The organism is Pseudomonas sp. St29, assembly GCF_001547915.1.
In the GTDB taxonomy this organism is placed as follows: domain Bacteria; phylum Pseudomonadota; class Gammaproteobacteria; order Pseudomonadales; family Pseudomonadaceae; genus Aquipseudomonas.
This window is the reverse complement of record NZ_AP014628.1, coordinates 1,974,001-1,998,385: the sequence shown is the minus strand read 5'-3', so window position 1 is coordinate 1,998,385 and position 24,385 is coordinate 1,974,001. Positions and strand designations below refer to the sequence as shown.

At 64.3% G+C, this 24,385-nt stretch carries 24 protein-coding genes, 4 tRNA genes and 1 pseudogene; 6 read left to right on the top strand and 23 right to left on the bottom strand.

The annotated features are described in order from the left end of the window. Positions 1-2: 2 nt before the first annotated feature. From PST29_RS09085 to PST29_RS09030, 12 genes are all read right to left on the bottom strand, one after another. The gene (locus tag PST29_RS09085) at positions 3-599 is read right to left on the bottom strand and encodes a nucleotidyltransferase family protein (protein ID WP_060842858.1); all 597 of its coding nucleotides are present in this window, start codon (positions 597-599) and stop codon (positions 3-5) included. Then, on the bottom strand, positions 596-1,591 hold the full coding sequence (locus PST29_RS09080) for an XdhC family protein (protein ID WP_060842857.1): 996 nt from the start codon (positions 1,589-1,591) through the stop codon (positions 596-598). The genes PST29_RS09085 and PST29_RS09080 overlap by 4 nt, the downstream gene beginning before the upstream one ends. After that, complete coding sequence (locus tag PST29_RS09075) at positions 1,591-3,906, bottom strand: xanthine dehydrogenase family protein molybdopterin-binding subunit (RefSeq protein WP_060842856.1); 2,316 nt, start codon at positions 3,904-3,906, stop codon at positions 1,591-1,593. Before PST29_RS09075 ends, PST29_RS09080 begins: the two co-directional genes overlap by 1 nt. After that, positions 3,903-4,373 carry a (2Fe-2S)-binding protein gene (locus PST29_RS09070; protein WP_016968267.1) on the bottom strand — a complete coding sequence of 157 codons (471 nt, stop codon included), beginning with the start codon at positions 4,371-4,373 and terminating at the stop codon, positions 3,903-3,905. Before PST29_RS09070 ends, PST29_RS09075 begins: the two co-directional genes overlap by 4 nt. Before the next feature lie 251 nt (positions 4,374-4,624). Next, complete coding sequence (murB, locus tag PST29_RS09065) at positions 4,625-5,644, bottom strand: UDP-N-acetylmuramate dehydrogenase (protein WP_060842855.1); 1,020 nt, start codon at positions 5,642-5,644, stop codon at positions 4,625-4,627. Then, a complete protein-coding gene (locus PST29_RS09060; protein WP_060842854.1) occupies positions 5,641-6,105 on the bottom strand; it encodes a low molecular weight protein-tyrosine-phosphatase in 465 nt (154 codons plus the stop codon). The genes murB and PST29_RS09060 overlap by 4 nt, the downstream gene beginning before the upstream one ends. Continuing rightward, a complete protein-coding gene (gene kdsB, locus PST29_RS09055; RefSeq protein WP_060842853.1) occupies positions 6,105-6,869 on the bottom strand; it encodes a 3-deoxy-manno-octulosonate cytidylyltransferase in 765 nt (254 codons plus the stop codon). The genes PST29_RS09060 and kdsB overlap by 1 nt, the downstream gene beginning before the upstream one ends. Continuing rightward, positions 6,866-7,051 (bottom strand): Trm112 family protein, encoded by a 186-nt coding sequence (locus PST29_RS09050; RefSeq protein WP_011060103.1) that lies wholly within the window; start codon positions 7,049-7,051, stop codon positions 6,866-6,868. The genes kdsB and PST29_RS09050 overlap by 4 nt, the downstream gene beginning before the upstream one ends. Before the next feature lie 23 nt (positions 7,052-7,074). After that, complete coding sequence (lpxK, locus tag PST29_RS09045; protein ID WP_060838228.1) at positions 7,075-8,085, bottom strand: tetraacyldisaccharide 4'-kinase; 1,011 nt, start codon at positions 8,083-8,085, stop codon at positions 7,075-7,077. Continuing rightward, positions 8,085-8,513: an ExbD/TolR family protein gene (locus tag PST29_RS09040; RefSeq protein ID WP_060842852.1), complete on the bottom strand. Its 429-nt coding sequence runs from the start codon at positions 8,511-8,513 to the stop codon at positions 8,085-8,087. The genes lpxK and PST29_RS09040 overlap by 1 nt, the downstream gene beginning before the upstream one ends. Further along, the gene (locus tag PST29_RS09035) at positions 8,510-9,145 is read right to left on the bottom strand and encodes a MotA/TolQ/ExbB proton channel family protein (RefSeq protein ID WP_016968261.1); all 636 of its coding nucleotides are present in this window, start codon (positions 9,143-9,145) and stop codon (positions 8,510-8,512) included. Before PST29_RS09035 ends, PST29_RS09040 begins: the two co-directional genes overlap by 4 nt. 117 nt (positions 9,146-9,262) lie before the next feature. Beyond that, a complete protein-coding gene (locus PST29_RS09030; protein WP_060842851.1) occupies positions 9,263-11,479 on the bottom strand; it encodes a DNA internalization-related competence protein ComEC/Rec2 in 2,217 nt (738 codons plus the stop codon). Between the two features lie 139 nt (positions 11,480-11,618). Between PST29_RS09030 and PST29_RS09025 the strand changes: the two genes are divergently transcribed. Next, positions 11,619-12,134 (top strand): DUF2062 domain-containing protein, encoded by a 516-nt coding sequence (locus tag PST29_RS09025; protein WP_060842850.1) that lies wholly within the window; start codon positions 11,619-11,621, stop codon positions 12,132-12,134. Positions 12,135-12,187: 53 nt separating this feature from the next. On the opposite strand, the gene PST29_RS09020 is transcribed toward PST29_RS09025, so the two are convergent. The 4 genes from PST29_RS09020 to PST29_RS09005 all read right to left on the bottom strand — a co-directional run bounded on the left by PST29_RS09020 (position 12,188) and on the right by PST29_RS09005 (position 15,353). Then, the gene (locus PST29_RS09020; RefSeq protein ID WP_060838224.1) at positions 12,188-12,967 is read right to left on the bottom strand and encodes an ABC transporter permease; all 780 of its coding nucleotides are present in this window, start codon (positions 12,965-12,967) and stop codon (positions 12,188-12,190) included. Further along, positions 12,964-13,896 (bottom strand): ABC transporter ATP-binding protein, encoded by a 933-nt coding sequence (locus PST29_RS09015; protein WP_060838223.1) that lies wholly within the window; start codon positions 13,894-13,896, stop codon positions 12,964-12,966. The genes PST29_RS09020 and PST29_RS09015 overlap by 4 nt, the downstream gene beginning before the upstream one ends. Positions 13,897-14,027: 131 nt before the next feature. After that, positions 14,028-14,651, bottom strand: a complete 624-nt coding sequence (locus tag PST29_RS09010) for a glutathione S-transferase family protein (RefSeq protein WP_060838222.1) — start codon at positions 14,649-14,651, stop codon at positions 14,028-14,030. A 42-nt stretch (positions 14,652-14,693) separates the two neighbouring features. Next, positions 14,694-15,353: a transglutaminase-like domain-containing protein gene (locus PST29_RS09005; protein WP_060842849.1), complete on the bottom strand. Its 660-nt coding sequence runs from the start codon at positions 15,351-15,353 to the stop codon at positions 14,694-14,696. A 228-nt stretch (positions 15,354-15,581) separates the two neighbouring features. Between PST29_RS09005 and PST29_RS08995 the strand changes: the two genes are divergently transcribed. Further along, positions 15,582-18,029 (top strand): acyl-CoA dehydrogenase, encoded by a 2,448-nt coding sequence (locus tag PST29_RS08995; protein WP_060842847.1) that lies wholly within the window; start codon positions 15,582-15,584, stop codon positions 18,027-18,029. Between the two features lie 85 nt (positions 18,030-18,114). After that, a complete protein-coding gene (locus PST29_RS08990; protein ID WP_016968255.1) occupies positions 18,115-18,522 on the top strand; it encodes a PA2817 family protein in 408 nt (135 codons plus the stop codon). A 157-nt stretch (positions 18,523-18,679) separates the two neighbouring features. Here the strand turns inward: PST29_RS08990 and PST29_RS08985 are convergent, their stop codons facing one another. Next, a complete protein-coding gene (locus tag PST29_RS08985) occupies positions 18,680-19,633 on the bottom strand; it encodes a LysR family transcriptional regulator (protein ID WP_060842846.1) in 954 nt (317 codons plus the stop codon). Between the two features lie 89 nt (positions 19,634-19,722). Between PST29_RS08985 and PST29_RS08980 the strand changes: the two genes are divergently transcribed. Further along, positions 19,723-20,349: a hypothetical protein gene (locus PST29_RS08980; protein WP_060838217.1), complete on the top strand. Its 627-nt coding sequence runs from the start codon at positions 19,723-19,725 to the stop codon at positions 20,347-20,349. 45 nt (positions 20,350-20,394) lie between these two features. Beyond that, positions 20,395-21,027, top strand: a complete 633-nt coding sequence (locus PST29_RS08975) for a LysE family translocator (protein WP_060838216.1) — start codon at positions 20,395-20,397, stop codon at positions 21,025-21,027. Positions 21,028-21,151: 124 nt separating this feature from the next. Here the strand turns inward: PST29_RS08975 and PST29_RS08970 are convergent. The 4 genes from PST29_RS08970 to PST29_RS08955 form a co-directional block, all read right to left on the bottom strand. Further along, positions 21,152-21,227 (bottom strand) — tRNA-Gly (locus PST29_RS08970). Between the two features lie 3 nt (positions 21,228-21,230). Continuing rightward, a tRNA-Glu gene (locus PST29_RS08965) sits at positions 21,231-21,306 on the bottom strand. A gap of 105 nt (positions 21,307-21,411) precedes the next feature. Beyond that, positions 21,412-21,487 (bottom strand) — tRNA-Gly (locus tag PST29_RS08960). Positions 21,488-21,489: 2 nt separating this feature from the next. Then, positions 21,490-21,565 (bottom strand) — tRNA-Glu (locus tag PST29_RS08955). A 367-nt stretch (positions 21,566-21,932) separates the two neighbouring features. On the opposite strand from PST29_RS08955, the gene PST29_RS08950 reads away from it, so the two are divergent. After that, positions 21,933-22,703, top strand: coding sequence for a hypothetical protein (locus PST29_RS08950; RefSeq protein WP_016968251.1), 771 nt, complete (start codon positions 21,933-21,935; stop codon positions 22,701-22,703). Positions 22,704-22,771: 68 nt separating this feature from the next. Here PST29_RS08950 and PST29_RS32710 read toward each other — a convergent pair whose 3' ends face one another. Next, positions 22,772-23,635, bottom strand: coding sequence for a methyl-accepting chemotaxis protein (locus PST29_RS32710; RefSeq protein WP_430523208.1), 864 nt, complete (start codon positions 23,633-23,635; stop codon positions 22,772-22,774). After that, a pseudogene (locus PST29_RS32705) lies at positions 23,633-23,857 on the bottom strand (HAMP domain-containing protein); the annotation flags it as partial. The pseudogene PST29_RS32705 and the gene PST29_RS32710, both read right to left, overlap by 3 nt. Positions 23,858-24,385 lie beyond the last annotated feature (528 nt).

Here is a 24,385-nt window from a genome sequence, read left to right as displayed (position 1 = left end):
ATTCAATGCTCGCGAAATACCAGCGCTGCCGGCAGATCCACATCCCACACCACGCCCGGGTCGCTCAAGGGCACTTCGACCACCTTGCCCGCAGCAAACAGACACCTGGCGCCACGATCACCGGACAACCCCTGCAACGCAGCGGCATAAACCCGACCAAACCCCACCGGATGCCCCAGATCGTCCCCCAGCCGCGGCACGCTGATGTTCTCCTCGGTCAACCCCGCGATCACCCGCCTTATGCTGGCCGGCAGGATGAAAGGCATATCCCCCAGCAACACCACCCAGCCATTGGCGTCGGCACTGGCCGCCACCGCGGCTGCCAGGCTGTGCCCCATGCCCGGCGAGTCCAGCAACAACACCTGACAACCATAAGCCCGCCCCAGCTCCGCCACCCGCGGCCGTCCCGGCGTCGTGACCAGCACCCGCCGTACCACTTCGGCAGGCAGGTTGACCAGCACCTGCTCCAGCACCGGCCGCTCTACGCCATCGCGCCCCACACAAGGCGCCAGCAACTTGTCCTGTTCGTCTGCGAGCGCCTGCCGATAACGACTGCCCTGCCCCGCCGCCAGGATGATCGCGCAAGGCCAGGGACTCATCCGGCCACCTCGGCCACGCGCGCCACCGGCTGCTGCGACAGGGGCTCGACACCATTTTTCAGCGCCACGATCTGCGCCATCAGCGAAAGGGCAATCTCGGCCGGAGTATGACTGCCAATGTGCAGCCCCACCGGCCCGTGCAAGCGCTCGATGGCCGCGCTCGACAATCCCAGCAGGGCCAGATTGTCCCGGCGCTTCTGGCTATTGACCCGCGAACCCAGGGCGCCGACATAAAACGCCGGGGAATCGAGGGCCGTCAGCAACGCCATATCGTCCAGACGCGGATCATGGGTCAGGGCCACCACCGCGGTGCGCTCATCCGGCTCGATACTCAACACCGCATCGTCGGGCATGCCGGCGACCAGGCGTCCATCCTGCTCCTCCCAGCCATGCACGAACTCCTGGCGCGGATCACAGACCAGCACCTCGAAATCCAAGAGACGCGCCATTTGCGCCACATAACGAGACAGCTGCCCGGCGCCGATCAGCAACAGGCGCCAGCGCGGTCCGTAGATCGCCCGCAGGGTGACACCGTCAAACGCCAGCTCATCCCGCTTGCCCGCCGCCTTGAGCAGCACCTGGCCGGTGCTCAGGTTCAACTCCCGGGCCACGATCTGATGCGCCGCGCAGCGTTGCAGCAACTCGGCGACCCAGGACGGATCGCCGACCCGCTCCTCGGTCAAACGCAGGGTGCCGCCACAGGGCAGACCGAAACGCGCCGCCTCTTCCATCGTCACACCGTAGGTCACCAGTTGCACCGGCGGCCCCTGCGGTGCGAGACGCCCGTCCCCGAGGCGGCTGATCAGGTCGTCCTCGATGCAGCCGCCGGACACCGAGCCGATCACCACGCCGTCGTCGCGCAGGGCAAGCATGGCGCCCGGAGGGCGCGGCGCGCTGCCCCAGGTCTGGACCACGCTGTAGAGCAGCACCCCGCGCCCGGCACGGCGCCACTCCAGCACGCTGCGCAGGACATTCAGGTCGACACTGTCCATCAGGCACCCGCCTGCTGCCAGCCTTGCAACTGATAACGCACCGGCAGATTGCGGATGCGCTTGCCGGTAGCGGCGAAGATCGCATTGCACAGGGCCGGGGCAATCGGCGGCACGCCGGGCTCGCCAACACCGCCCAACGGCACCTCCCCCGGCGGCGTTACCAGGTGCACCTGCACCTGCTTGGGCGCCAGGGACATGCGCGCCACCTCGTACATGTGGAAGTTGTCCTGCTGCACCTTGCCGTCCTTGAAGCTGATTTCCCCCAGCACCGCATTGCCCAGGCCCATGACACAGGCGCCCTCGAACTGCGAGCGGATACGCTCGGGGTTGATCTGCGGGCCGCAATCCACGGCGATGTCGGCCTGGTGCACAATCAGCGTGCCATCGTCCTTGACCTCCACCTCGATCACCGCTGCCACATAGGTCACGAAGCTGTAGTGCATCGCCAGCCCCAGGCCACGCCCCTTGGGCAGCGAGCGGCCCCACCCGGCGGCCTTGGCCGCGGTTTCCAGTACCGCACGCATGCGCCCGGTATCGATCGGGTAACGCTCCGGGGACTCGCCGTAATTCCACTCTTCGCTCAGGGTTCGCGGATCGATCTGACGGTCCGGCCCCAGAAGCTTGAGCTGGTACTTCAGTGGGTCCTGGCCCGCCTTGTGGGCCAGTTCGTCGACAAAACTCTGAATGGCGAAGCCGTGGGGAATGTTCGACACCGAGCGATACCAGCCCACCCGGGTATGGGCCGCAGCTTCGGGGTTTTCCAGGCGCACATTGGGAATCGCATAGGCCATGTTGGTGAAGCCCATGCCCAGCTCGAAGGCGCCCTCGTGGTTCATCCCCGGGGCGAACAGCGCAGTGATGCTCGGGGCCACGGTGCGATGCAGCCATGCGGCGGGCATGCCGTCCTCGTTCAAGCCGGCCTTGAGGTACTCCGCCGACACGGTATGGAAATAGGAGTGATGGATATCGTCCTCCCGGGTCCACTGCACCCGCACCGCCTTGCCGGGAAAGGCCTTGGCCAGGATGGCCGCCTCCAGAATGAAGTCCGGCTTGGATTTGCGCCCGAAACCGCCGCCCAGCAGGGTGACATTGACCGTGACCTGATCAAAGCCGATGCCCAGGCGCTCGGCGATCCGCTCGCGGGTCACCTGAGGCGCCTGGCTCGGCGCCCAGGCTTCACAGCGCCCGTCGAGAAAGCGCGCCACCGCCACCATCGGCTCCATGGGGGCCTGGGCCAGGTGCGGCAGGTAATAAGTGGCCTCCAGACTGCTCTGGGCGGCGTTCATGGCCTCATCCGGATTACCGGTGCTGCGCACCACCTTGCCCGGCTTCTGTGCCGCCGCCTCCAGTTCCTTGCGGTATTCGACGGAGTTGTAGCCGGCATTGACCCCATCCTCCCACTCGATCTTCAAGGCGTCGCGGCCCTTGATTGCAGCCCAGGTATTGCTCGCCACCACCGCCACGCCCCCCAGGGGCTGGAACTCGGAAGGCAACGGACGACCATCGATGGGCATGACCTTGATCACCCCAGGCACCTTCAGGGCTGCACTGTCATCCACGGACTTGACCTTGCCGCCATAGACCGGGGGCCGCGCCACTGCCGCGAACAGCATGCCTTCAAAGTGCACATCGGCGCCGTACACCGCGCGGCCATTGACGATGTCCTGGCCGTCGATGGCGCGGGTCGCCTCCTTGCCGATATAGCGAAACTCCGACGGCTGCTTCAGGCGCAGGCCGTCCCGGGCCGGAACCGCCAGAGCCCCCGCTGCTGCGGCCAGAGCGCCATAGCCCAGTTCGCGCCCGCTGGGGGTATGAACCACCTTGTGCAACTGCGCCCGACATTCGCTCGGCGGTACCTGCCACTGCGCGGCAGCCGCCTGCTCCAGCATGGTCCGCGCCGCGGCGCCGCAACGCCGCATGGGTTCGTACCAATGGCGCATGCTCCGCGAGCCATCGGTGTCCTGATTGCCAAAACGCGCTTCGTCTCCGGGCGCCTGCCTGACCTTGACCTGGGCCCAATCGGCCTCCAGCTCATCCGCCACCACCATGCTCAGGCTGGTACGCACCCCCTGGCCCATCTCCGAACGGTTGCAGATCACCGTCACGCTGCCGTCGCCGGCAATGCTCACATAGACCTTGGGATCGTCGACCCAGCCGTGGGGCATGCCATCGGCGCCAAACTTCTGCTCTTCGGCAAACGCCTGCTGCCAGCCCCAACTGGCCGCCAGTACCAGGGCTCCGGTGGCGCCCACCCCCTTGAGAAAACCACGGCGACTGAGGTTGCAGAGGGCAAAATCACTGGGGAGCCGGTTCATGCCTTGGCCTCCTGCAGATGGTTGGCCGCCTGGCGGATCGCGGTCTTGATCCGGTTATAGGTGCCGCAGCGGCAGATATTGCCGAGCATCGCCTCTTCGATCTGTTCGTCACTGGGATTGGGATGGATCTTGAGCAGCGCCGTGGCGGACATGATCTGCCCGCCCTGGCAGTAGCCGCACTGGGCCACCGCCGTATCCAGCCAGGCTTGCTGCACCACCTGCCCCACCGGATCGTTGTGCAGGTAGTCGATGGTGCTGACATTCTTGCCCAGCACCGAGCCGACCGGGGTGATGCAGCTGCGCGCCGGGTCGCCGTCGACATGGACGGTGCAGGCACCGCACAAACCCATGCCGCAGCCGAATTTGGTGCCGCTGTAACCCGCCACATCGCGGATGGCCCATAACAGCGGCATGTCCTCGGTGACGTCCAGGGGATGATCTTGACCGTTGAGCTTCAGGGTAATCATGGGCACGCCCGCATTCTATGAGGTGATGGGGTCGAGCCATCTGCCACGGGGCAACGCGGCTGCGGTGCGCGCAGATCGGCTCAGGCTAATCGGGCTCTCTTGTGAAGACAGGGCTTCACCGGGCCTTTGGGGACGACAAATACTTACATTGTTAGCAAGCTAAGTTAAGCCGCCGGACATAAAAAAGCCTTGCAGGGTGTGCACCGTGCAAGGCCTTGGGCTCAAGCGCTGAGCTTAGTTCAAGAGTCGCCTCAATACAGATTCGGCTCCATCTCCAGCTCGACACTGAAACGCTCGGCGATATCGCGCTGGATCCGCCGGGCCAGCTCCAGCAGTTGCAGGCCGGTGGCCGTGCCGTAGTTCACCAGCACCAGGGATTGCAGGCGATGGACCCCGGCATCGGCTTCACGAAAGCCCTTCCAGCCCGCCTGCTCGATCAGCCAGCCGGCCGCCAGCTTTACCTGCCCATCGGCCTGGGGATAACCCACCAGCCCCGGATAGGCCTGCTTGATCTGCGCCGCCAGCAACGCCGGGACCACCGGGTTCTTGAAGAAACTGCCGGCATTGCCCAGCACCGCCGGGTCGGGAAGCTTCTCGCTGCGGATACTGCAGATCGCCCGACTGACGTCGCTGGCCGTCGGATGCTCGATGCCCTGCTCGTTCAGGCGCTGACGCACCGGACCGTACTCGAGGTGCAGATGATCGACGCGATTCAGGACAAAACGCACCCGCAGGATCAACCAGCGACCGGCCTCATGCTTGAACAGGCTATCGCGGTAAGCGAACTGGCACTGGTCCAGGTCAAAGTCGCGCAACTCCCCGGTTTGCCGGTCCAGGGCGGTCAGGCCGGCGAACACGTCCTTGATCTCCACGCCATAGGCGCCGATGTTCTGCATCGGCGCCGCGCCCACGGTGCCGGGAATCAGGCTGAGGTTCTCTAGCCCGGACAAGCCCTGCTCCAGGGTCCACTGCACGAAGGGATGCCAGGTTTCCCCGGCCTCGGCTTCCACCACCACCCGTTGCCCATCGTCGCTGAGCAGACGGATGCCGCGGCTGGCCATGCGCAGCACCAGGGCCCGGATATCCGCAGTCAGTAGCAGGTTGCTGCCACCACCGATCACCAGCAGGGGCAACTGCTGCGCGGCGCAATAGGCCAGGGCTTCGCGCACGTCGTCATCGCTGTGGGCCTGGGCAAAGCGCAGGGCCTTGACCTCGACTCCGAAGCTGTTGAACGGCTTGAGCGAGACATCGGACTGAATGTGCAGGGTCATAGCCGCCCCTTCAACTCGATCACCAGCCGGTCGCAGGCCTCTTCGATCAGGTCCAGCACCTGCTCGAAGCCCTGCTCGCCGTCGTAGTAGGGATCGGGCACCTCATCCAGGACCGACTCGTAACGGCGCAGGAACAGGTCCAGCTCGGCCTTGCCCCGGGCCGGCTGCAGGGCCTTGAGGTTGCGCAGGTTGCTCTGGTCCATGGCCAGGATCAGGTCATACACGGCGAAATCGGCACTGCCAACCTGCTGCGCCCGTTGCGCCGAAAGGTCGTAGCCACGGCGCAAGGCCGCCTGCTGGCTGCGTGAATCCGGGGCCTTGCCGATATGCCAGTCGCTGGTGCCAGCCGACGCGACCTGCACCTGATCGCCCAGGCCGGCGGCGCGCAACTTGTGGCGCAGCACACCCTCGGCAGTGGGCGAGCGACAGATATTGCCCAGGCAGACGAACAGAACCCGCATCAGGCCTCCAGCAGGCGCCGAACGCGCTCAAGGTCTTCGGCGGTATCGACGCCAGTGGGTGGGGCCTCCAGAGCATCGGCGACATGAATCCGCACGCCGTGCCACAAGGCACGCAACTGCTCCAGGGATTCGGTGTTTTCCAGCCAGCACGGGCCCCAGCTGACGAAGTCATGGAGGAAACCGGCGCGATAGGCATAGATGCCGATGTGGCGCCGGTAAGGCACGCCTTCCGGCAAGTGCTCATGACTCTTGGCGAAAGCATCCCGCGCCCAGGGCAAGGTGGCACGGCTGAAGGTCAGGGCCAGACCGTTGAGGTCCGTGACCACCTTGACCACGTTGGGATTGAACAGCGTCTGCACATCCTCGATCGGCTCGGCCAGGGTGGCCATGCGCGCCTCGGTGTGGGCCGCCAGGTTGGCCGCCACCTGATCGATCACCGAAGGCGGGATCAGCGGCTCGTCGCCTTGAACGTTGACCACGATGGCATCCGCCGCCAGGCCAAGCTGGCTGGCGACTTCCGCCAGGCGATCGGTCCCCGAGTTGTGGTCTTCCCGGGTCAGCAGCGCTTGCGCGCCAAAGCCCTGGCACGCCTCGACGATACGCGGGTCGTCGGTGGCCACCACCACACGCTCGGCGCCGCTCTTGCAGGCCTGCTCCCAGACCCACTGGATCATCGGCTTGCCGGCAATCAGTTGCAGGGGCTTACCCGGCAGGCGGGTGGAGGCAAAGCGTGCCGGGATGACCACGGTGAAGGCGCAGCTCATTTGTCCAGGCGCTCTTCGGTAGTCAGGGTACGGGCTTCGCTTTCCAGCATCACCGGGATGCCGTCGCGGATCGGATAGGCCAGGCCGGCGCCCTTGCTGATCAGCTCGGTCTTGTCGGCACTGAGTTTGAGCGGGCCCTTGCAGATCGGGCAGGCCAGGATGTCGAGCAGTTTGGTGTCCATGAGGTTTCCCTGGATAAAAGCAATTAAGGCAACAGACGATCAGGCAGCAGGCGCATCAGCTGGGTATCGAACCAGGCGATGAAGGCCGCGGACGGCACCGCATCCACCGCCAGGTACCACCAGTCGGCAGCCGCGAAGTCACGGCACTTGACCGCATCTTTCTCGGTCATGACCAACGGCAATGACGGGGTGAACGCCAGGGCCTGCGCACTGTATTGAGCGTGATCGGCAAATGCATGGGGGACAGGCCGCCAGTGTAGCGTTTCAAGGGTATTGAAGAAACGCTGGGGGTTGCCGATACCGGCCACCGCGTGCACCGCCTGCCCTGGCGCGAAGTGCTCCACCGGGCGGCGCTCGCCGCTCTGCAGATTGACCAGCGCCGAAGGCTTGAGATGGAAGGCAAAGCCGTCGGCGTGATCATCAAAGGCGCCGTTGTAGAGCAGTGCATCGACGCTCTGCAGGCGCTCCACCGGCTCGCGCAGGGGCCCGGCCGGCAAACAGCGGCGATTGCCCAGGCCGCGGGCCGCGTCGATCAGCACCAGCTCCAGGTCACGGGCCAGGCGGTAATGCTGCAGGCCGTCGTCGGAGAGAATCAGGTCCAGCGGTTCGGCGGCCAGCAAGGCCTGCACCGCGCGGCTGCGATCAGGGTCGATCATCAGCGGTACGCCACAGCGCTGGACGATCAGCAGCGGTTCATCGCCGGCCACTGCGGCGCTGTCATTGGCCGTCACCCGCCAGGGCAGTTGCGGCGGCTTGGCGCCATAGCCGCGACTGACCACCCCGACCCGCAGGCCAAGGCGCTGGCAGTGCGCCACCAGCCACAAGATCAACGGCGTCTTGCCCGTGCCGCCTACGGTAATGTTGCCCACCACGATCAACGGCACCGGCGGCTGATAGATCGCCCCCTCGCCCGCCAGAAAGCGCCGGCGCTTGCCCACCACCACTCGGCGGTACAGGTACTCCAGAGGCTGCAGCAGCTTCAGCGCGGGATGGCCGTTGTACCAGGCGGCGAGCAAACGATCGGAGAGTGCCATCAGGGTGCCGGCGCCGCCTCGACGGTGGTCATGCGCAGGTGGCTGAAACCGAGCTTGCCGGCCGCGTCCATGGCAGTGATCACCGCTTGATGTTGAGTCTTGCCGTCGGCGCTGATGGACAGCGGCAGATGGGTGTCCCCTGCCGACTCCTTCTGCAAGGCCTCCATCAGGGTAGCCAGGTCACTTTTCGGCAGGACCTGATTGTTGACCGAGAACACCCCGTCGGCGCTGATGGCGATATCCAGCTGCTTGACCTCCTGGTCTTCGGCGGGTGAGCCGCTGACCGCTTCCGGCAGGTCGACCCGCAACTGGGTCTCCCGGGTAAAGGTGGTGGTGACGACGAAAAACAGCAGCAGGATGAACACCACGTCAATCAATGACGCGAGGTTGATGTCCACGGTTTCCCGGGGTTTGCGACGGAATTTCACGCTTTGCCCTCGGCCAGGTCGACATCGCGGTCACCCTGGATCACTTCCACCAGCTTGATCGCCTCCTGTTCCATGCCCACCACCAGCTCATCGACCCGACGTTGCAGGAAGCGGTGGAAGAACACCGAAGGAATCCCCACCATCAGGCCCGCGGCAGTGGTGATCAAGGCCTTGGAAATACCGCCGGCCAGCACGTGGGCGTTGGTGGTCATGCCCGAGCCCATGAACGAACTGAAGATGTCGATCATGCCCAGCACCGTGCCCAAAAGGCCCAGCAGCGGGGCCATGGCGGCGATGGTGCCGAGGGCATTGAGGTAGCGCTCCAGCTCGTGGATCACGCGGGCCGCCGCCTCTTCAATGCATTCCTTCATGATCTCGCGACCATGCTTGGAGTTGGCCAGGCCCGCGGCCAGGATCTCCCCCAGGGGCGAATCGGCGCGCAGCTCCTTGAGCTTTTCCTTGTTCAGTTGCTTGTCCTTGATCCAGCGCCAGACCTGACCCAACAGATGGGGCGGGGTGACCCGGCTGGCCCGCAGGGTCCACAAACGCTCGGCAATGATGCCCACAGCCGCGATGGAACTCAGAATGATCGGCAACATCATCCAGCCGCCGGATTTGACCAATTCCCACACAGTGACAGTCCCCTCGAAAAAGTGCGCCACTCTAACATAGGGGCCGGACGCACCGAAGACCGTGATGTCGCATGCTCACAGGCTTTAATAACTCACGGTTATTTAAGGCATTAGTGCTCAATCGCGCCAGAAACGCCGCTGCGCGCGCAGGCTTTGCACGGGCCCGAAAGTCCCCAGGCGCAGTTTCAGCGCTCCTTGATCGGCGCTGTCATGCACAGCCACCCCCAGCCGTCGATAGCGCGCCAGTACCTCGGCGTGGGGATGACCGAAGGCATTGCCCCGCCCGCGGGAAATCAGCACCGCGGTCGGTCGCAGGCGTTGCAGCAGGGCCATGGACGAAGAAGTGCGACTGCCATGATGGGGGGCCTGCAACCAGTGGGTGTGAACCGCCAGCGGACTGGCGAGCAATGCCCGTTCGGCATGCACGTCGATGTCGCCGGTGAGCAACAGCCGCTCGCCCCGAGCCTCGACCTGCAACACGCAGGAAGCCTGGTTGCCATCGGCCGCCGCCGGCCATTGCCACAGCCGAAAGCGCACCCCATTCCATTGCCAGCCCAGGCCCGACTCGCAAGGCTGTGCTTGCAGGGCGTCGGGCAATGCCCCGGGCTCGCCGCTGCGCACCCGGGCCACATCGATTCCGCGCCAGACCGCCAGGGCGCCACCGGCATGATCATTGTCGGCATGACTGAGCAGCATCAGGTCCAGCTGCCTGATCCCCAGCTTGCGCAAGCTGGGCAGCACCACCCGCTCGCCGAGATCGAAATCCCCCACCCGGGCGCCGGCATCGTAGAGCATGGCGTGATCGCGGGTGCGCAGGAGCATCGACAGCCCCTGCCCCACGTCCAGTTGCCAGACCTCCACCTCACCCTCGGGCAGCACTTGCTCGGGCGGCCAGATGGCCAATAGCAACAGCGGCCACCCCAGCACCCGCAGCGGTACACCGCTGGGCAGGAGCAACAGCAAGGCCCCCAGGGCACTGAGCCCCCAAAGCCACCAGGGCAGCAACGGCGCCACCCAGGCCGGCCAGGCACCGGCGATCATCCCCAACAGGCGGAACAGCCCATCCAGCAGCCCCCCGGCCAGCCACAGCAACCCCTCGCCCACATGTGGCACCGGCAGCAACAGACAACCCAGCAGGGCCGGCGGCAGCACCAGCAGACTGATCCACGGCACCGCCAGCAGATTGGCCAGGGGACCGCTGAAACTGATGGGCAACCCCAGGGCCAGCAGCGGCGGCAGCAAGCCAATGGCGATCAGCCACTGCGCACGGCTCCAGGCCTGCCACCAGCGCCAGCGCCCCAGGCGCCCGGCGAAGGTAAGAAGCAGGATCGCCACCGCGGCAAAGGACAGCCAGAATCCCGGCTGCAGACTGGCCAGAGGCTCGAACAGCAACACCGCATTCAACGCCAGCAACCAGGGTCGCCAGACGCCCAGATGGCGAAAGCGCAGCCGCCAGAGCAGGACCAGGGCGACCATCACGCAAGCCCGTTGCACCGGCACATCGAACCCGGCCAGCAGGCCGTAGCCCAGAGCCCCGAGAAAGGCCAGGGCACAGGCCCAGGGCAGCCATGGCCGGCGCTCGGGCCAGATGCCCCAGCGGGCGAGCCCGGCCACCCCGAGGTAGATCACCCCGGCCAGCAGGCTGATGTGCTGACCGGAAATCACCATCAGGTGAACCGTGCCGGTGTCCTGCAGCACCTGCCAGTCCTGGCGCGTCAGCCCCGAGCCGTCGCCCATCACCAGTGCCGCCAGCCCGGCGCCACGCCCTTGTGCCTCGACACCCAGCAGGTGCTGGCGCAGCCCCTCGCGCCAGGCCAGGCGGGCGGGCCTGAGCAACTGCCCGGCCTTGACCGTGCCGGTGGCCCCGATGCGCCGCGCCAGCAGCCAGGCCTGGTGATCGAACCCCTGGACATTGAGCAGCCCGGCAGGACGCCGCAACGTGACCGCCAGGCGCCAGCGCTCGCCACTGTGCAGCGGCGGGGCGTCGTGCCAGGCCAGGCGTATCCGCCGCGGCAGGCGCTCGCGTCGCGCCTGGGCACCCTGCAGCTCAAAGCGCACCACGCCCTGGCCCTGCTCCGGCAAACCACTGACCTGCCCCTCCAGCCAGCGGGTCTGTCCTTCCAGGCCAGGAGCCAGGCGATCATTCAGGGCCCAATGCCCGGAAACGCAAGCCCAGGCGAAACCGAAGAGAAAAAATGCCACTGGATGTGTACGAAACGGCAGCAGCATCAGCCCCACGACCGCCAACGCCAGCAACAGCCAGACCGGCGGCAACACCGGTAGAAAACCCAGCGCCAGCAGCCCCGCGGCCAGTGCCAGCAACCCCGTCCCCATCAGCCAGCCCCTCCTTGGCAGTCCCTACTCTGGGCTTAGCCGAGGATCGGCGGCGCGGCTTTATCATTTGTCACAATGTCTGAATTTGCCCTGGCTAGAATCCGTTCATAATCGCGGCCTGATCCAACCGAGAAGCCTTATGCCCCGGCGCTTATTCAAACGTTACATGCCAGATCCGGCCAGCATCCGGGAACACAAGTCCTTACGCTTTCTTGGCACGCTGTTGCATGACGCCAACCTCTGGCACCTCAATCGACACTCCGTGGCCCGCGCCATGGCGGTGGGCTTGTTCGCCGCCTTCATCCCCATTCCGATGCAGATGCTGCTGGCGGCGGTGCTGGCCGTCTGGCTGCGGGCCAACATGCCCATCAGTGTCAGCCTGGTGTGGCTGACCAATCCCATCACCATGCCGCCGGTGTTCTTCTGCACCTATCAACTGGGGGCCTGGCTGATGAACGTGCCGGCCCGCACCCTGCCCGACGAGTTGACCTGGGAGTGGATCAGCGGTCAGCTCAGCACCCTGTGGCAACCCTTTCTCCTGGGGTCGGTGGTGGCCGGCCTGGTGCTGGGAGCCGTGGCCTATTGCCTGACCATGCTCTATTGGCGCTGGTGGGTCGCTCGCCAGTGGCGCAGGCGCAAGCAGCAGCGCCTATGAACAACGCAAACGGCCTCCCGAAGGAGGCCGTTTGCATCAGACGCGCAAGCCGTTCACTGACGCATGCCGCGCCCGCTGACCAGCAACCGGGCGCAACCGATGTACAGCACCACAGTGGCCACCAGCATGAACGTGATGGCCACGCTGATCCGGATGTCCGACACCCCGAGGATGCCGAAGCGGAAGGCGTTGACCATGTGCAGCACCGGGTTGGCCAGGGACACGGTCTGCCAGAACGGCGGCAGCAGGTTGATCGAATAGAACACCCCGCCCAGGTAGGTCAGGGGGGTCAGCACGAACGTCGGAATGATCGAGATGTCATCGAAGTTGCGCGCGAACACCGCGTTGATGAACCCCAGCAACGAGAAGATGGTCGCCGTCAGCACCACCACCAGCACGGTGACGCCCAGGTGATGCACCTGCAACGTGGTGAAAAACAGCGACAGCAGGGTCACGATGATCCCCACCATCAGGCCCCGCAGGACCCCGCCGAGGGTGTAGCCGATCAGGATGGTGTGCGGCGACACCGGCGATACCATCAGTTCCTCGATCGAGCGCTGGAACTTGCTGCCGAAGAAACTCGACACCACGTTGCCGTAGGAGTTGGTGATCACCGACATCATGATCAGCCCCGGCACGATGTACTCCATGTAGGTGAAGCCACCCATATCGCCGATCTGCCGCCCGATCAGGTTACCGAAGATGACGAAGTACAGGACCATGGTGATGGCCGGCGGCAGCAGGGTCTGCGGCCAGATCCGGGTGAAGCGGCGGATCTCGCGATAGACGATGGTGTTGAGTGCCACCAGGTTGGGTTTCAACTCCGAACTCATACCGCCACCTTCGACAGATTCTTCTCCACCAGGGACACGAACAGCTCCTCAAGTCGGTTGGTTTTGTTACGCAGGCTCAAGACCTCGATGTTCTGCAGGGCCAGCTGACCGAACAGCGCAGTGATGCCGACGGCCTTGTCCACCTGGACTTCCAGGGTGTGGCTGTCGACCAGCCGGGTCGGATAGCCGGCCAACTGCGGCGCCACGCTGAGGTCGTGCTTGAGGTCGAGCAGGAAGGTTTCCACATGCAGCTGACTCAGCAGCTGACGCATGCTGGTGTTCTCGACGATGGTGCCGTGGTCGATGATGCCGATGTTGCGGCACAGCTGTTCAGCCTCTTCCAGGTAATGGGTGGTGAGGATGATGGTGATGCCTTTCTGGTTGAGCTCGGTGAGGAAGGTCCACATCGAGCGACGCAGCTCGATGTCGACCCCGGCAGTGGGTTCGTCGAGGATCAGCAGGCGCGGCTCGTGGACCAGGGCCCGAGCGATCATCAGGCGTCGCTTCATGCCACCGGACAGGGAGCGTGAAGGCACATCGCGCTTGTCCCACAGGCCGAGCTGGGTCAGGTACTGCTCGGCCCGCTCCTTGGCGATTCTCGCCGGAATGCCGTAGTAGCCGGCCTGGGTCACGACGATGTCGAAGGTCTTCTCGAACTGGTTGAAATTGAATTCCTGCGGCACCACACCGATGCAGCGCTTGAGCGCCGCCGGCTCACGATCAAGGTCGTGGCCGAAGACATTGACGCTGCCGCTGGTCTTGTTCACCAGGGTCGAGAGAATGCCGATGGTGGTGGATTTACCGGCCCCGTTAGGGCCGAGCAGGGCGAAGAAATCACCTTCGGCGACGTCCAGATCGATACCACTCAGGGCCTGGAAACCGTTGCCGTAGGTTTTGGTTAGCTGCCGGATGGACAGAGCGGAACTCATATCGGATTCATGCACCAAGAAGGGGAATTGAATAAGTAAGGGCGGTCCGGTCGGATTGCAACGACGCCGGACGCACGCCATGGTGCGGGTCCAAGCCACGCAAGTACAGTCACGCTTGTTGATAGTGGGTATTAAGTCAAAGCGGTCATGACTGCCTGACGATAGGCCGGACGCTGCTTCAAACGCTCATACCAGGCTTGCAGATGGGGCATCGACGGCCGCTCGATGGGCATTTCAAACCAGGCATAGATGAAGCTGCCCAGCGGGATATCGCCGACCCCGATCTCTTCTCCCGACAGATAGGGCTGCCCGGCCAGCGTCTGCTCGACCCGGGCCAGCAGCTCGACGCAGGTTGCCTTGGCGGCATTGATCTGTTGCCAGTCCTGCTGCGCCGCCGGAGTGCGCAATATGCCCCAGAACAGATGGCGGAAAGGTTCGGCGAAGGTCGAGGTGGTCCAGTCCATCCACTTCTCGGCACTGGCCCGGGCCTGCACATCGGCCGGATACCAGTGGCTGTTGGCGGCATGCCGAGCAGCCAGGTAACGCACGATGGTGTTGGACTCCCAGAGCACGAAGCCGTCGTCTTCAATCAACGGGATGCGCCCGTTGGGGTTCAGCGCCCGGTAGGCCGGAGTGTCCACCACGCCAAAGGCGCCACCGGCATCCAGGGACTCATAAGCCAGCCCCAGCTCTTGGGCACACCACAACGCCTTCCTGACATTCGACGAGTTCTTGCGACCCCAGATCTTCAGCATGACCATCCCTCAGTTATGAATGCCGGGGCAGTCTACGCCGGATCAGCCGCGACTCAAATCACTGCGGATGTCCCCCTGCAGAACGCCTCCCTGCTCGCCGAACAGATGGGGATAGCATGCCTGCAGGTGGCTGAAGAACAGCGCCTGCGGCACATCGGCGAAGTGCCCATGGTCCACCAGGTACTCCATCGACTGGTCGCCCTGACGGTTGAAGGGGTGAAAGACACTGTCCTGCACCCCGTCAAACTCCAGCGGCGCCACATCGAACAGCTCGCACAGACTCTGGTTGAACGCCGGCGTGGCCTTGACCCAACGCCCCTGCAGGTACAGCTCGGTGTAGCCGTGCATGGCGAACACATCACTGCGCAACAGCTCCAGCAGACGCGGGGTCGACAAGTGATTGCGCACGTCCGCCAGGCCGATGCGCGCGGGGATCCCGCAATGCCGGGCACAAGCGGCCAGCAGAGTGGCCTTGGGCACACAGTAGCTTTCGCCGGCGGCCAGGGCATGACTGCCCCGCAGGGTTTGCGGATCAGGGCTGAAGGAATAGAAGTTGTAACGCACGGCCTCACGCACCGCGTAATAAAGGTTCACCGCCTGCTGCCGCGGATCGCCGCCGGCACCGCGATGAAATTCGGCGAACTCCACCACCGCAGGGTGGTCACTATCGATGAAGCGGCTGGGACGCAAGTACTGGTTCATGGGCAAAACCTCCAAGCGAAGCCTGGAGTCTATCGAGACGTCCGCCCTGGCGATAACGACGTTTCGGCCAAAGATCAGGGTCGGCCCGAGTACCACCAGCCGTTCGTCAAAGCCCCCGCTGGCCGGCAAAGTCAACCGTTGCACCCGCACCGCCGCGATCACCCGCTTTGTCGGAGGCCGACTAAGCTCTGAGGGTGATTTGGCCCCTGGCTTCATGGAGGATTGAATATGCTGTTGTTGTGGATACTGGTTTTGCTGGTCGGGGTCGCCTACCTGGCGCACCGTCGCACCGCTCCCCTGCCCGCCCTGGGCGCCGTCGCCGTCTACCTGCTGGCCATGGGTGCCTTCAGCCGGGCTCCCGGCTGGCTGCTGCTGGTGTTCTGGATAGTGCTGGCGGCCGTTGCCGCGCCGCTGTTGCTGCCCGACCTGCGCCGCAAGTACTTCAGCGCCCCGTTGTTCGCCTGGTTCCAGAAAGTTCTGCCGCCCATGTCGCAAACCGAGCGCGACGCCATCGATGCCGGCACCGTGTGGTGGGACGGCGAGCTGTTCAGCGGCCGCCCCGACTGGAACACCTTGCTGGCCTATCCCAAGGCCCAACTGACCGCTGAAGAACAGGCGTTCATCGACGGCCCCACCGAAGAACTCTGCGCCATGGTCAGCGACTGGCAGATCGGCCAGCACATGGACCTGCCTGCCGCGGCCTGGGCCCATATCAAGGAGCACGGCTTCTTTGCCCTGATCATTCCCAAGGAGTACGGCGGCAAAGGCTTTTCCGCCTACGCCCACTCCCAGGTGGCGATGAAACTGGCCACCCGCAGCGGCGACCTGGCCTCGACCGTCATGGTCCCCAACTCCCTGGGCCCGGCCGAACTGCTGCTGCATTACGGCACCGATGAACAACGCAATCACTACCTGCCGCGCCTGGCCCGCGGCGACGACATTCCCTGCTTCGCCCTCACCGGCCCGCTGGCAGGCTCCGACGCCGGCGCGATGCCCGACACCGGCATCATCTGCAAGGGTCAATGGCAAGGCGAGGAAACCCTCGGCCTGCGCCTGAACTGGGAAAAGCGCTACATCACCCTGGGCCCGGTGGCCACCCTGCTGGGCCTGGCCTTCAAGGCCCACGACCCGGACCATCTGCTGGGCGAGCAGGAAGACCTGGGCATCAGTCTGGCGTTGATCCCCACCGACACCCCGGGGGTGGAGATCGGCCGCCGCCACCTGCCCCTGGGCGCCGCCTTCATGAACGGCCCGAACTCCGGCAAGGACGTGTTCATTCCCCTGGACTACCTGATCGGCGGCCGGGAGATGCTCGGCAAAGGCTGGATGATGCTGATGAACTGCCTGTCGGTGGGACGCTCGATCTCCCTGCCGGCGGTGGGCACCGGCGCCGCCAAGTTCACCAGCCTGGTGACCGGCCAGTACGCCCAGGTGCGCGAACAGTTCAACGTGCCACTGGCAGCCTTCGAGGGCATCCAGGAAGCCCTGGCCCGCCTCGGCGGCAACGCCTGGCTGATGGACAGCGCGCGCATGCTCACCGCCAATGCCGTGGACCTGGGGGAAAAGCCCTCGGTGCTCTCGGCCATCCTCAAGTACCACCTCACCGAGCGCGGACGCGAGTGCATCAGCCACGCCATGGACGTGCACGGCGGCAAGGGCATCATCATGGGGCCCAACAACTACCTGGGCCGCAGCTGGCAGGGCGCACCAATCTTCATCACCGTGGAAGGCGCCAACATCCTCTCGCGCAACCTGATGATCTTTGGCCAGGGGGCGATCCGCTGCCACCCGTTCGTGCTCAAGGAAATGGCCCTGGCCGGACGCGAGGACCATGACCAGGCGCTGAAGGAGTTCGATGCCCTGCTGCTCCAGCACATTGGTTTTGCCGTGAGCAATGCCGCCAGCACCCTGGTGCTGAACCTGGGCCTGGGCCACTTCGAACAGGCCCCCGGCGACCCGCTCAGCCAGCGCTACTTCCGCGCCCTGAACCGCCAGGCCGCGGCCTTTGCCCTGCTGGCCGACTTTTCCATGATGCTCCTGGGAGGCGAGCTCAAGCGGCGCGAGCGGCTCTCGGCGCGCCTGGGCGATGTGCTCAGCCACCTGTACCTGGCCTCGGCGGCACTCAAGCGCTATCACGATCTGGATTCACCGGAGTACCTGCGGCCTCTGCTGACCTGGGCCTTGGAAGAAAGCCTCGGCCACTCCGAGCGCGCCCTGGACGAGTTGCTCAGCAACTTCCCCAGCCGCCTCTTCGGCTGCCTGCTACGGGTCTTGGTGTTTCCCTTCGGCCGTCGCCATACCGGGCCGTCGGACCGCCAGGATGCCGAAGTGGCGCAAATCATTGGCCGCGCCCAGGGCGACCCGGCCCTGGAAGCGGTACTCGCCGGCTGCTATCGCCCGCAATCCACGGACGATCCGGTAGGCGCCCTGCAGCACGCCTGCAACCTGCTGAGCGCGAGCCATCCACTGCAGAAAAAACTCCACGAAGCGCTGAAAAGCGGCCAGGTCAAACCGGCGGTCGGCGAATCGGCCATCGATGCGGCCCTGGAGGCCGGCGTGCTGCAAGCGGCCGAAGCCCAGAGCCTGCGGGAGGCCGAAGCGGCGCGACGCAAAGTTATCGACGTGGACGATTTCGCCAAGGAGGAACTGACCTTGAGCGAGGGCAAGATCCGCTAAGCCGGCCCCTCGGGGCAGGTCGATTATGAAACCGGGCGCTGGAGCTATATACTCCCGCGCCCGTTTTGCTCTTGAGGACCCTGTCATGTCCAACGTCGTCGCCGATCATCTCGTCCTCCTGGACCACCTGCGCAGCATCCTGGTGGCGGTGGGAGAAGCCGAACAGGTTCCCGAGGAAAGCCATGCGCTGTTCCTGGAGCGCTTCGACGAACTGCGCGCCTCGCTGCCGATCGACCCGATCGAAAGCCAGTACCTGGGCCAGGACCTGCTGTGCCAGATCATGCAGCGCTATCCACAGATCGCTCACCTGGTGCCTCGCGACCTGCTGTGGTTCTTCGCCGGCGACTGCCTGCACTACATGCCCGATGAAGAAATCGACCTGTACCAGGCCCTGGAAGAACGCCGCTTCGAAGCCGAGCAGAACGACGAGCCCTTCGACTGGAACCAGGAAAAACAGCTGCTGGCGCTCTCCGCCCAGGACAGCAAGCACTGATTGCAGCCCCTGGCGCCAGCAAGGCCCGCCCGGTTCGTCCGGCGGGCCTTTTTTGTGCCCGCCTTAGCGCGTCGTCCTCGTAGGAGCCGGCTTGCCGGCGAAGAGGCCCTTGGGTCTTGCATCGCCCTCAGAGACACCTTCGCTGGCAAGCCAGCGCCTACAAGATGCGTTCTCCTTTGCCGGGGCGGTTCAGGGTCGGCTCCCTGGCCAGGCACTCCACCAGATAATCGATGAACACCCGCAGCTTGGGCGGCAAGTAGCGGGTCGGCGAATGCAGGAGCCAGGCCCCGCCGTGGTAGGAGGCAAGAAAGGTCCACTCCGGCAGCACCTGGACGATCAGTCCCTGCTCCAGGGCATGACGCGCGGTGAAATACGGCAGGCTGCCGATGCCCAGATGCTGCAGCACCGCATCCAGGCGCACACCGGTGTGGTTGGCGGCGTAACGCCCGCGCACACCGACAGTCACCGCCTTGCCGCCCTGGGTGAATTTCCAGCGGGCGTCGCTGGGGGTTTCCCCGAGATAGATGCAACTGTGCTGACGCAGATCCTGTGGGTGCAACGGCGTGCCATGTTCCGCCAGATACTGCGGTGTGGCACACAGCAGATGATCGATGCGCAACAACTGGCGCCCGATCAAGCCCGGCGGCGGGCGATCGGTGATGCGGATCGCCAGGTCGACATTGTCTTCGATCAGGTCGATATCCCTGTCTTCATGCAGCAGTTCGACATCCACCTTCGGGTAGCGCCGCAGAAACTCCGGCATATGGGGATGCACCACGAATCGTCCCACCGCCTTGGGCACGCTGACCCGCACCACGCCTTCGGCCTCATGGGTGAACTGACCACTGATCTCCATGACCGAACGGGCCGCGCTGACCATTTCGCTGCAACGCTTGAACACCTCTTCGCCGCCGTCGCTCAAGCGCAACTTGCGGGTGGTGCGTTGCAGCAGGCGCGTGGCCAGGGCCTTCTCCAGGCGCGAAATGCTGCGACTGACGGCAGACGGCGAGGACCCCAACTGGCGCGCGGCTTCGGAGAAGCTGCCGGTTTCCACCACCCTGACGAAGATGGCCATTTCCGCCAGTAATGGCAGCGGTAGATTTATGCTCATGACGCAATAGTCCATTGAGTTTTGAACGGATTATCACGCAATTACCCAGGCCCCATAATAAAAAATCATTTGGATTCAGGGTTTGAGAAATGACGCTTCGCCTGTACTACGAACATGACCTGCTGACCGCCCAGGTCGAACTGCTGAGCTGCCTCCCCCGGGACGGGCTGTTTGCCGCAACCTTGCATGCCACGCCCTTTCACCCCCAGGGCGGCGGCCAGCCCAGCGACACCGGCTGGATCGGCGCGGCGCAGGTGCTGCGGGTCGCCCAGGAAGATGAGCAGATCGTGCATTACCTGAACCAGCCTCTGACACCGGGAAGCCATGCGGCTCGCGTGGATGAGCCGCAGCGCCTGTTCAACAGCCGCATGCATTCGGCCGGGCACCTGATCGGCCACTTTGTGCAAAGCCAGGGCTGGACGCCGATCAAGGCCCATCACTGGCCGGGAGAGGGCCGGGTCTCATTCAAACCGGGCGAACAACCTGGGGAAATCGACTGCGCCAGGGTGCAGAACGCCCTCGAACAATGGATTGGCGAGGATTTGCCCCGACATATTTCCCTGGCGGCCGGAACCCGCCAGGTCGGGTTTGGCCCGCTGCCCGCCTATGGTTGCGGTGGCACCCATGTCCAGCACCTGCAACAACTGGGACGGGTGAGCATCGACTCGGTCTCGCAGAAGAAAGGCATTCTCTCGGTCAGCTACAGCCTCGACTGAAAACGCCCGCGCCCTCCCCCCTCCAAACTGCTTTGCGGAGTCAGCATGCTGTCCAATTATCTTGGCGAGTTTCTCGCCCTGGCCCTGGTTCACTTCCTCGCCGTGGTCGCCCCGGGGCCGGACTTTGCCGTCACCATCCGCCAGAGCGTGCGCTTCGGCCGGATGACCGGGGTCTGCACCGCCCTGGGAATCGGCGCCGGTATTTCAGTGCACGTGCTCTACACCCTGCTGGGAGTCGGCGCCTTGATGCACGCGACGCCCTGGCTGCTGAGCGCCGCCAAACTGCTGGGCGCCGCCTACATTCTGTACCTGGGTGTCAGCCTGTTGCGCAGCAAGGCCAAGACCGCGATCCCGGGCGAAACCGCGCAGGATGAACCACAGCAGACCCTGCTGCGGGCCTTCACCACCGGATTCCTGACCAACGCCACCAACCCCAAGGCGACCCTGTTTTTCCTGGCGATCTTCACCACACTGGTCAGCGCCACCACGCCGCTGGGCATTCAGGCGGCGTATGGGGCCTGGATGTGCCTGGTCAACGCTTTGTGGTTCGTGATCGTCGCGCTGTTCTTTTCCAGCGCCCGGGTGCGCCTGCTGTTCATGCGCCTGGGGCACTGGTTCGAGCGCTGCATGGGACTGATCCTGCTGCTGTTCGCCGGACGCCTGTTGCTGTCGCTGTAAGCGCCCCATGACAAAGGCCCGCACAGTCGTCTGACTGGCGGGCCTTTTTTTGTCCAGGGCAGGACGAAGGGCTGAATCGCGGACAAACAAAAACGCCGCTCGATGAGCGGCGTTTTTGTGAATTTGGAGCGGGAAACGAGACTCGAACTCGCGACCCCGACCTTGGCAAGGTCGTGCTCTACCAACTGAGCTATTCCCGCAAATGGCGTCCCCTAGGGGACTCGAACCCCTGTTACCGCCGTGAAAGGGCGGTGTCCTAGGCCACTAGACGAAGGGGACACGCTACCCGGAACACATGGTGTGTGTTTCGGTGTCCAGACCCTAGCCCTAAGACTTCGGTTCTGGTTTCACTCGACCCTGCCCGAAAGCAGTGCCGTTTAAAATTGGAGCGGGAAACGAGACTCGAACTCGCGACCCCGACCTTGGCAAGGTCGTGCTCTACCAACTGAGCTATTCCCGCATTGGCGTCCCCTAGGGGACTCGAACCCCTGTTACCGCCGTGAAAGGGCGGTGTCCTAGGCCACTAGACGAAGGGGACACGCTACAACATTCACTGCTTTCAACGTTTCGCGCTTTGCTTTCCGTTGAAAGTGGCGCGCATTCTATGGATGCTTTGGGAGGCCGTCAACCCCTAGATATAATTTTATTTAAATCAATGACTTCGGGGCAGTTTCAGACCCGCTGCGGGGTTTTCTGTGGTCCAGGCTTTGACGCCTATATTCTGTCACTCGACAAGGCGTTATAGTCCTCCGCAGCCGGTAATGGCAATTTGAACCCGAGGTGCTGCCCGGACCATTGCCATCTATATAAGCAGTACCCGCCATGCCCGGCTCGTCGAGCGGCGCTATGCGCCTAAATGCCAAGCCACTACACTCGCACGCGAATCCTATAACGAGGTTTTAACGGTGACACCACTCATGATCACCCTGCTGGTAATAGCCGGGATCGCACTATTGATCGCCATTGGCTACATGAACCATGTGGTGGAAAACAACAAACTGGAAAAGGCCCGCACCAAGGTCGAACTCAATGACCGCCTGCGCCGCTGCGGCGAGATCACCGAAACCTTCCCCGGCCAGTTCATGACCCCGGCCCTCAAACTGCTGCTGACCCGCCTGGAGCTGAACGTGGTGCAGCGCATGCTCAGTCTCGACAAGACCGACAACGCGCTCAAGGCACGCCAGGCCGAGCTCAATACCCTGATTGGCCAGGGCGAATCGATTCCGGTGAACAACCCGCCGGCCCCCATCCAGACCGAAGCCAAGGCCAAGGATGTGCGCTTCCTGCTGGAGGCGATGCACGGCCAGGTCACCCGTGCCGCCCACGACGGTTTCCTGCAACCCAATGAGGCCAAGCGCTGGATCAAGGAAATCCGCCACATCCTGGTGCTGCTGCACATCGAGTTCTTCAACAACCTGGGGCAGTACGCCCTGCAACAGAACCAGCCGGGCCAGGCCCGCCTGGCCTTCGAACGCGGCGTGCAATACCTGCGCAAGCAACCGGATCCGGCGGTCTACAAGGAACAGCTGGAGTACCTGGACAAGCTCCTGGTTCGCGCCAACTCCATGGTGCTGTCGACCCTGGAGCCGGCGGAAGATGAGGTCAACGAGCTGACCCAGGGCCTGAAGACCGTGGAAGCCGACGCCGACTGGAAAAAGAAAGCCATCTACGACTGAAATAAAAAACCCTTGTCCGGCGCACCCGCGCCGGACAAGGGTTCGATAGCGCTACGCCCTCCCCGCCGCTACAAGCGGAAATGCCCCACCATCCCTTTCAATTCCACCCCCAACTGCGCCAGCTCGATGCTCGACGCGGCATTGCCCTGCATGGCCAGTGACGACTGATCGGCACTGGCACGAATGCTGGTCACGCTGCGGTTGATCTCCTCCGCCACCGAACTCTGCTGCTCGGCGGCGGCGGCGATCTGCTGGTTCATCTGCTGGATCAACGACACCGCCGCGGCAATGCTGCCCAGGGCGCTCTCCGTCTGCAGGGCATCACTGACCGCCAGCTTCACCAGCTCGCCACTGCTCTGGATCTGCTGCACCGAAGAATCGGCGGCGGCATGCAACGCCGTCACCAGGCGTGCGATCTCCTCGGTGGATTGCTGGGTCCGCTTGGCCAGGGCCCGCACTTCGTCGGCCACCACGGCAAAGCCCCTGCCCTGCTCCCCCGCCCTGGCTGCCTCGATGGCGGCATTGAGGGCCAGCAGGTTGGTCTGCTCGGCCACGCTCTTGATCACATCCAGCACACTACCGATGTTGTCGATCTCGGCGCTCAGGCTTTCGATGCCGCTGCTGGCCCGGGTCGCGGAGTCCGCCAACTGCTCGATCCGCTGCATGCTCTGGCGCACCACCTGTTGCCCGCTCTCGACCTTGTCATCCGCAGCCTGAGCCGCCTGGGCCGCTTCCTCGGCGTTACGCGCCACATCGTGCACCGTGGCGGTCATCTGATTCATGGCGGTGGCCACTTGCTCGGTTTCCTCTTTCTGGCTGCTGACTTCCAGGTTGGTCTGCTCGGTCACCGAGGACAGCGACTGGGCCGAACTGGCCAGTTGCTCGATCCCGGCCTGCAGGCCGCTGACGATACCGCTCAGGCCGCTGCCCATCTGCTGCATCGCCTGCATCAACTGGCCGATCTCGTCCCGCCGGGTCACCGCCACGCTGGCCGTCAGGTCCCCGGCAGCGATCTGCTGAGCCACATGCATCACGCTGCGCAGCGGCCGCACGATCAGGCGCGTGATGCTCAGGGCCGCCAACAGCCCCACCAGCAGGGCCAGGGCCGAGGAGCCGATGATCAGCAAGGAGTTCTTGTCCAGCTCGCCCTGCATCGCCAGGTCCTGGGCGACATAGGCCTGGTCGACCCGCGCCATCACCTGGGCCGCGCGCTCATGCAGCGTCTGATAGACCTGTTTTTCCTGAGTCAGCAGACCGGTGTATTCGTTGAGTTTTTCACTGAAGTTGCCGATGTGCCCCGACACCTCGTTGAGCACCGTCTGGTAACCCGCATCCTTGACGGCGGTCTTCAGCTGTTCGGCCTGAGCCAGCGCCTGCTCGGCCTGTTCGATCTTGCCCTGCTCGGCACTGGCCTGCTCATCGCCCTTGCGGTTCTGGTCCAGGCGCAACCGCGCTTCGTTCATGGCCTGCAGCATCAGGCGTGAAACCTGGCTGATCTGGTTGGCCTGCTCGATGAACTCCGCACCCTCCTTGCCCTGGGAATCCTTGAGGGTGTAGGCGCCGTCATCCGCCAGCCCGGCCTGCAGTACGTCAAGGTTGTTGGCCACGCTGGACACCGACCAACTGGCCATTTCCAGAGCCAGGTCCTTGGCCTGGGTCAGCTCGACGAATTCGTCGAAGGC

Bases quoted from the DNA above. Each gene is read 5' to 3' on its own strand.
- PST29_RS09085 (WP_060842858.1), bottom strand. From the start codon at position 599: ATGAGTCCCTGGCCTTGCGCGATCATCCTGGCGGCGGGGCAGGGCAGT.
- PST29_RS09080 (WP_060842857.1), bottom strand. From the start codon at position 1,591: ATGGACAGTGTCGACCTGAATGTCCTGCGCAGCGTGCTGGAGTGGCGC.
- PST29_RS09075 (WP_060842856.1), bottom strand. From the start codon at position 3,906: ATGAACCGGCTCCCCAGTGATTTTGCCCTCTGCAACCTCAGTCGCCGT.
- PST29_RS09070 (WP_016968267.1), bottom strand. From the start codon at position 4,373: ATGATTACCCTGAAGCTCAACGGTCAAGATCATCCCCTGGACGTCACC.
- murB (WP_060842855.1), bottom strand. From the start codon at position 5,644: ATGACCCTGCACATTCAGTCCGATGTCTCGCTCAAGCCGTTCAACAGC.
- PST29_RS09060 (WP_060842854.1), bottom strand. From the start codon at position 6,105: ATGCGGGTTCTGTTCGTCTGCCTGGGCAATATCTGTCGCTCGCCCACT.
- kdsB (WP_060842853.1), bottom strand. From the start codon at position 6,869: ATGAGCTGCGCCTTCACCGTGGTCATCCCGGCACGCTTTGCCTCCACC.
- PST29_RS09050 (WP_011060103.1), bottom strand. From the start codon at position 7,051: ATGGACACCAAACTGCTCGACATCCTGGCCTGCCCGATCTGCAAGGGC.
- lpxK (WP_060838228.1), bottom strand. From the start codon at position 8,085: ATGGCACTCTCCGATCGTTTGCTCGCCGCCTGGTACAACGGCCATCCC.
- PST29_RS09030 (WP_060842851.1), bottom strand. From the start codon at position 11,479: ATGGGGACGGGGTTGCTGGCACTGGCCGCGGGGCTGCTGGCGCTGGGT.
- PST29_RS09025 (WP_060842850.1), top strand. From the start codon at position 11,619: ATGCCCCGGCGCTTATTCAAACGTTACATGCCAGATCCGGCCAGCATC.
- PST29_RS09020 (WP_060838224.1), bottom strand. From the start codon at position 12,967: ATGAGTTCGGAGTTGAAACCCAACCTGGTGGCACTCAACACCATCGTC.
- PST29_RS09015 (WP_060838223.1), bottom strand. From the start codon at position 13,896: ATGAGTTCCGCTCTGTCCATCCGGCAGCTAACCAAAACCTACGGCAAC.
- PST29_RS09010 (WP_060838222.1), bottom strand. From the start codon at position 14,651: ATGCTGAAGATCTGGGGTCGCAAGAACTCGTCGAATGTCAGGAAGGCG.
- PST29_RS09005 (WP_060842849.1), bottom strand. From the start codon at position 15,353: ATGAACCAGTACTTGCGTCCCAGCCGCTTCATCGATAGTGACCACCCT.
- PST29_RS08995 (WP_060842847.1), top strand. From the start codon at position 15,582: ATGCTGTTGTTGTGGATACTGGTTTTGCTGGTCGGGGTCGCCTACCTG.
- PST29_RS08990 (WP_016968255.1), top strand. From the start codon at position 18,115: ATGTCCAACGTCGTCGCCGATCATCTCGTCCTCCTGGACCACCTGCGC.
- PST29_RS08985 (WP_060842846.1), bottom strand. From the start codon at position 19,633: ATGAGCATAAATCTACCGCTGCCATTACTGGCGGAAATGGCCATCTTC.
- PST29_RS08980 (WP_060838217.1), top strand. From the start codon at position 19,723: ATGACGCTTCGCCTGTACTACGAACATGACCTGCTGACCGCCCAGGTC.
- PST29_RS08975 (WP_060838216.1), top strand. From the start codon at position 20,395: ATGCTGTCCAATTATCTTGGCGAGTTTCTCGCCCTGGCCCTGGTTCAC.
- PST29_RS32710 (WP_430523208.1), bottom strand. From the start codon at position 23,635: ATGGGCAGCGGCCTGAGCGGTATCGTCAGCGGCCTGCAGGCCGGGATC.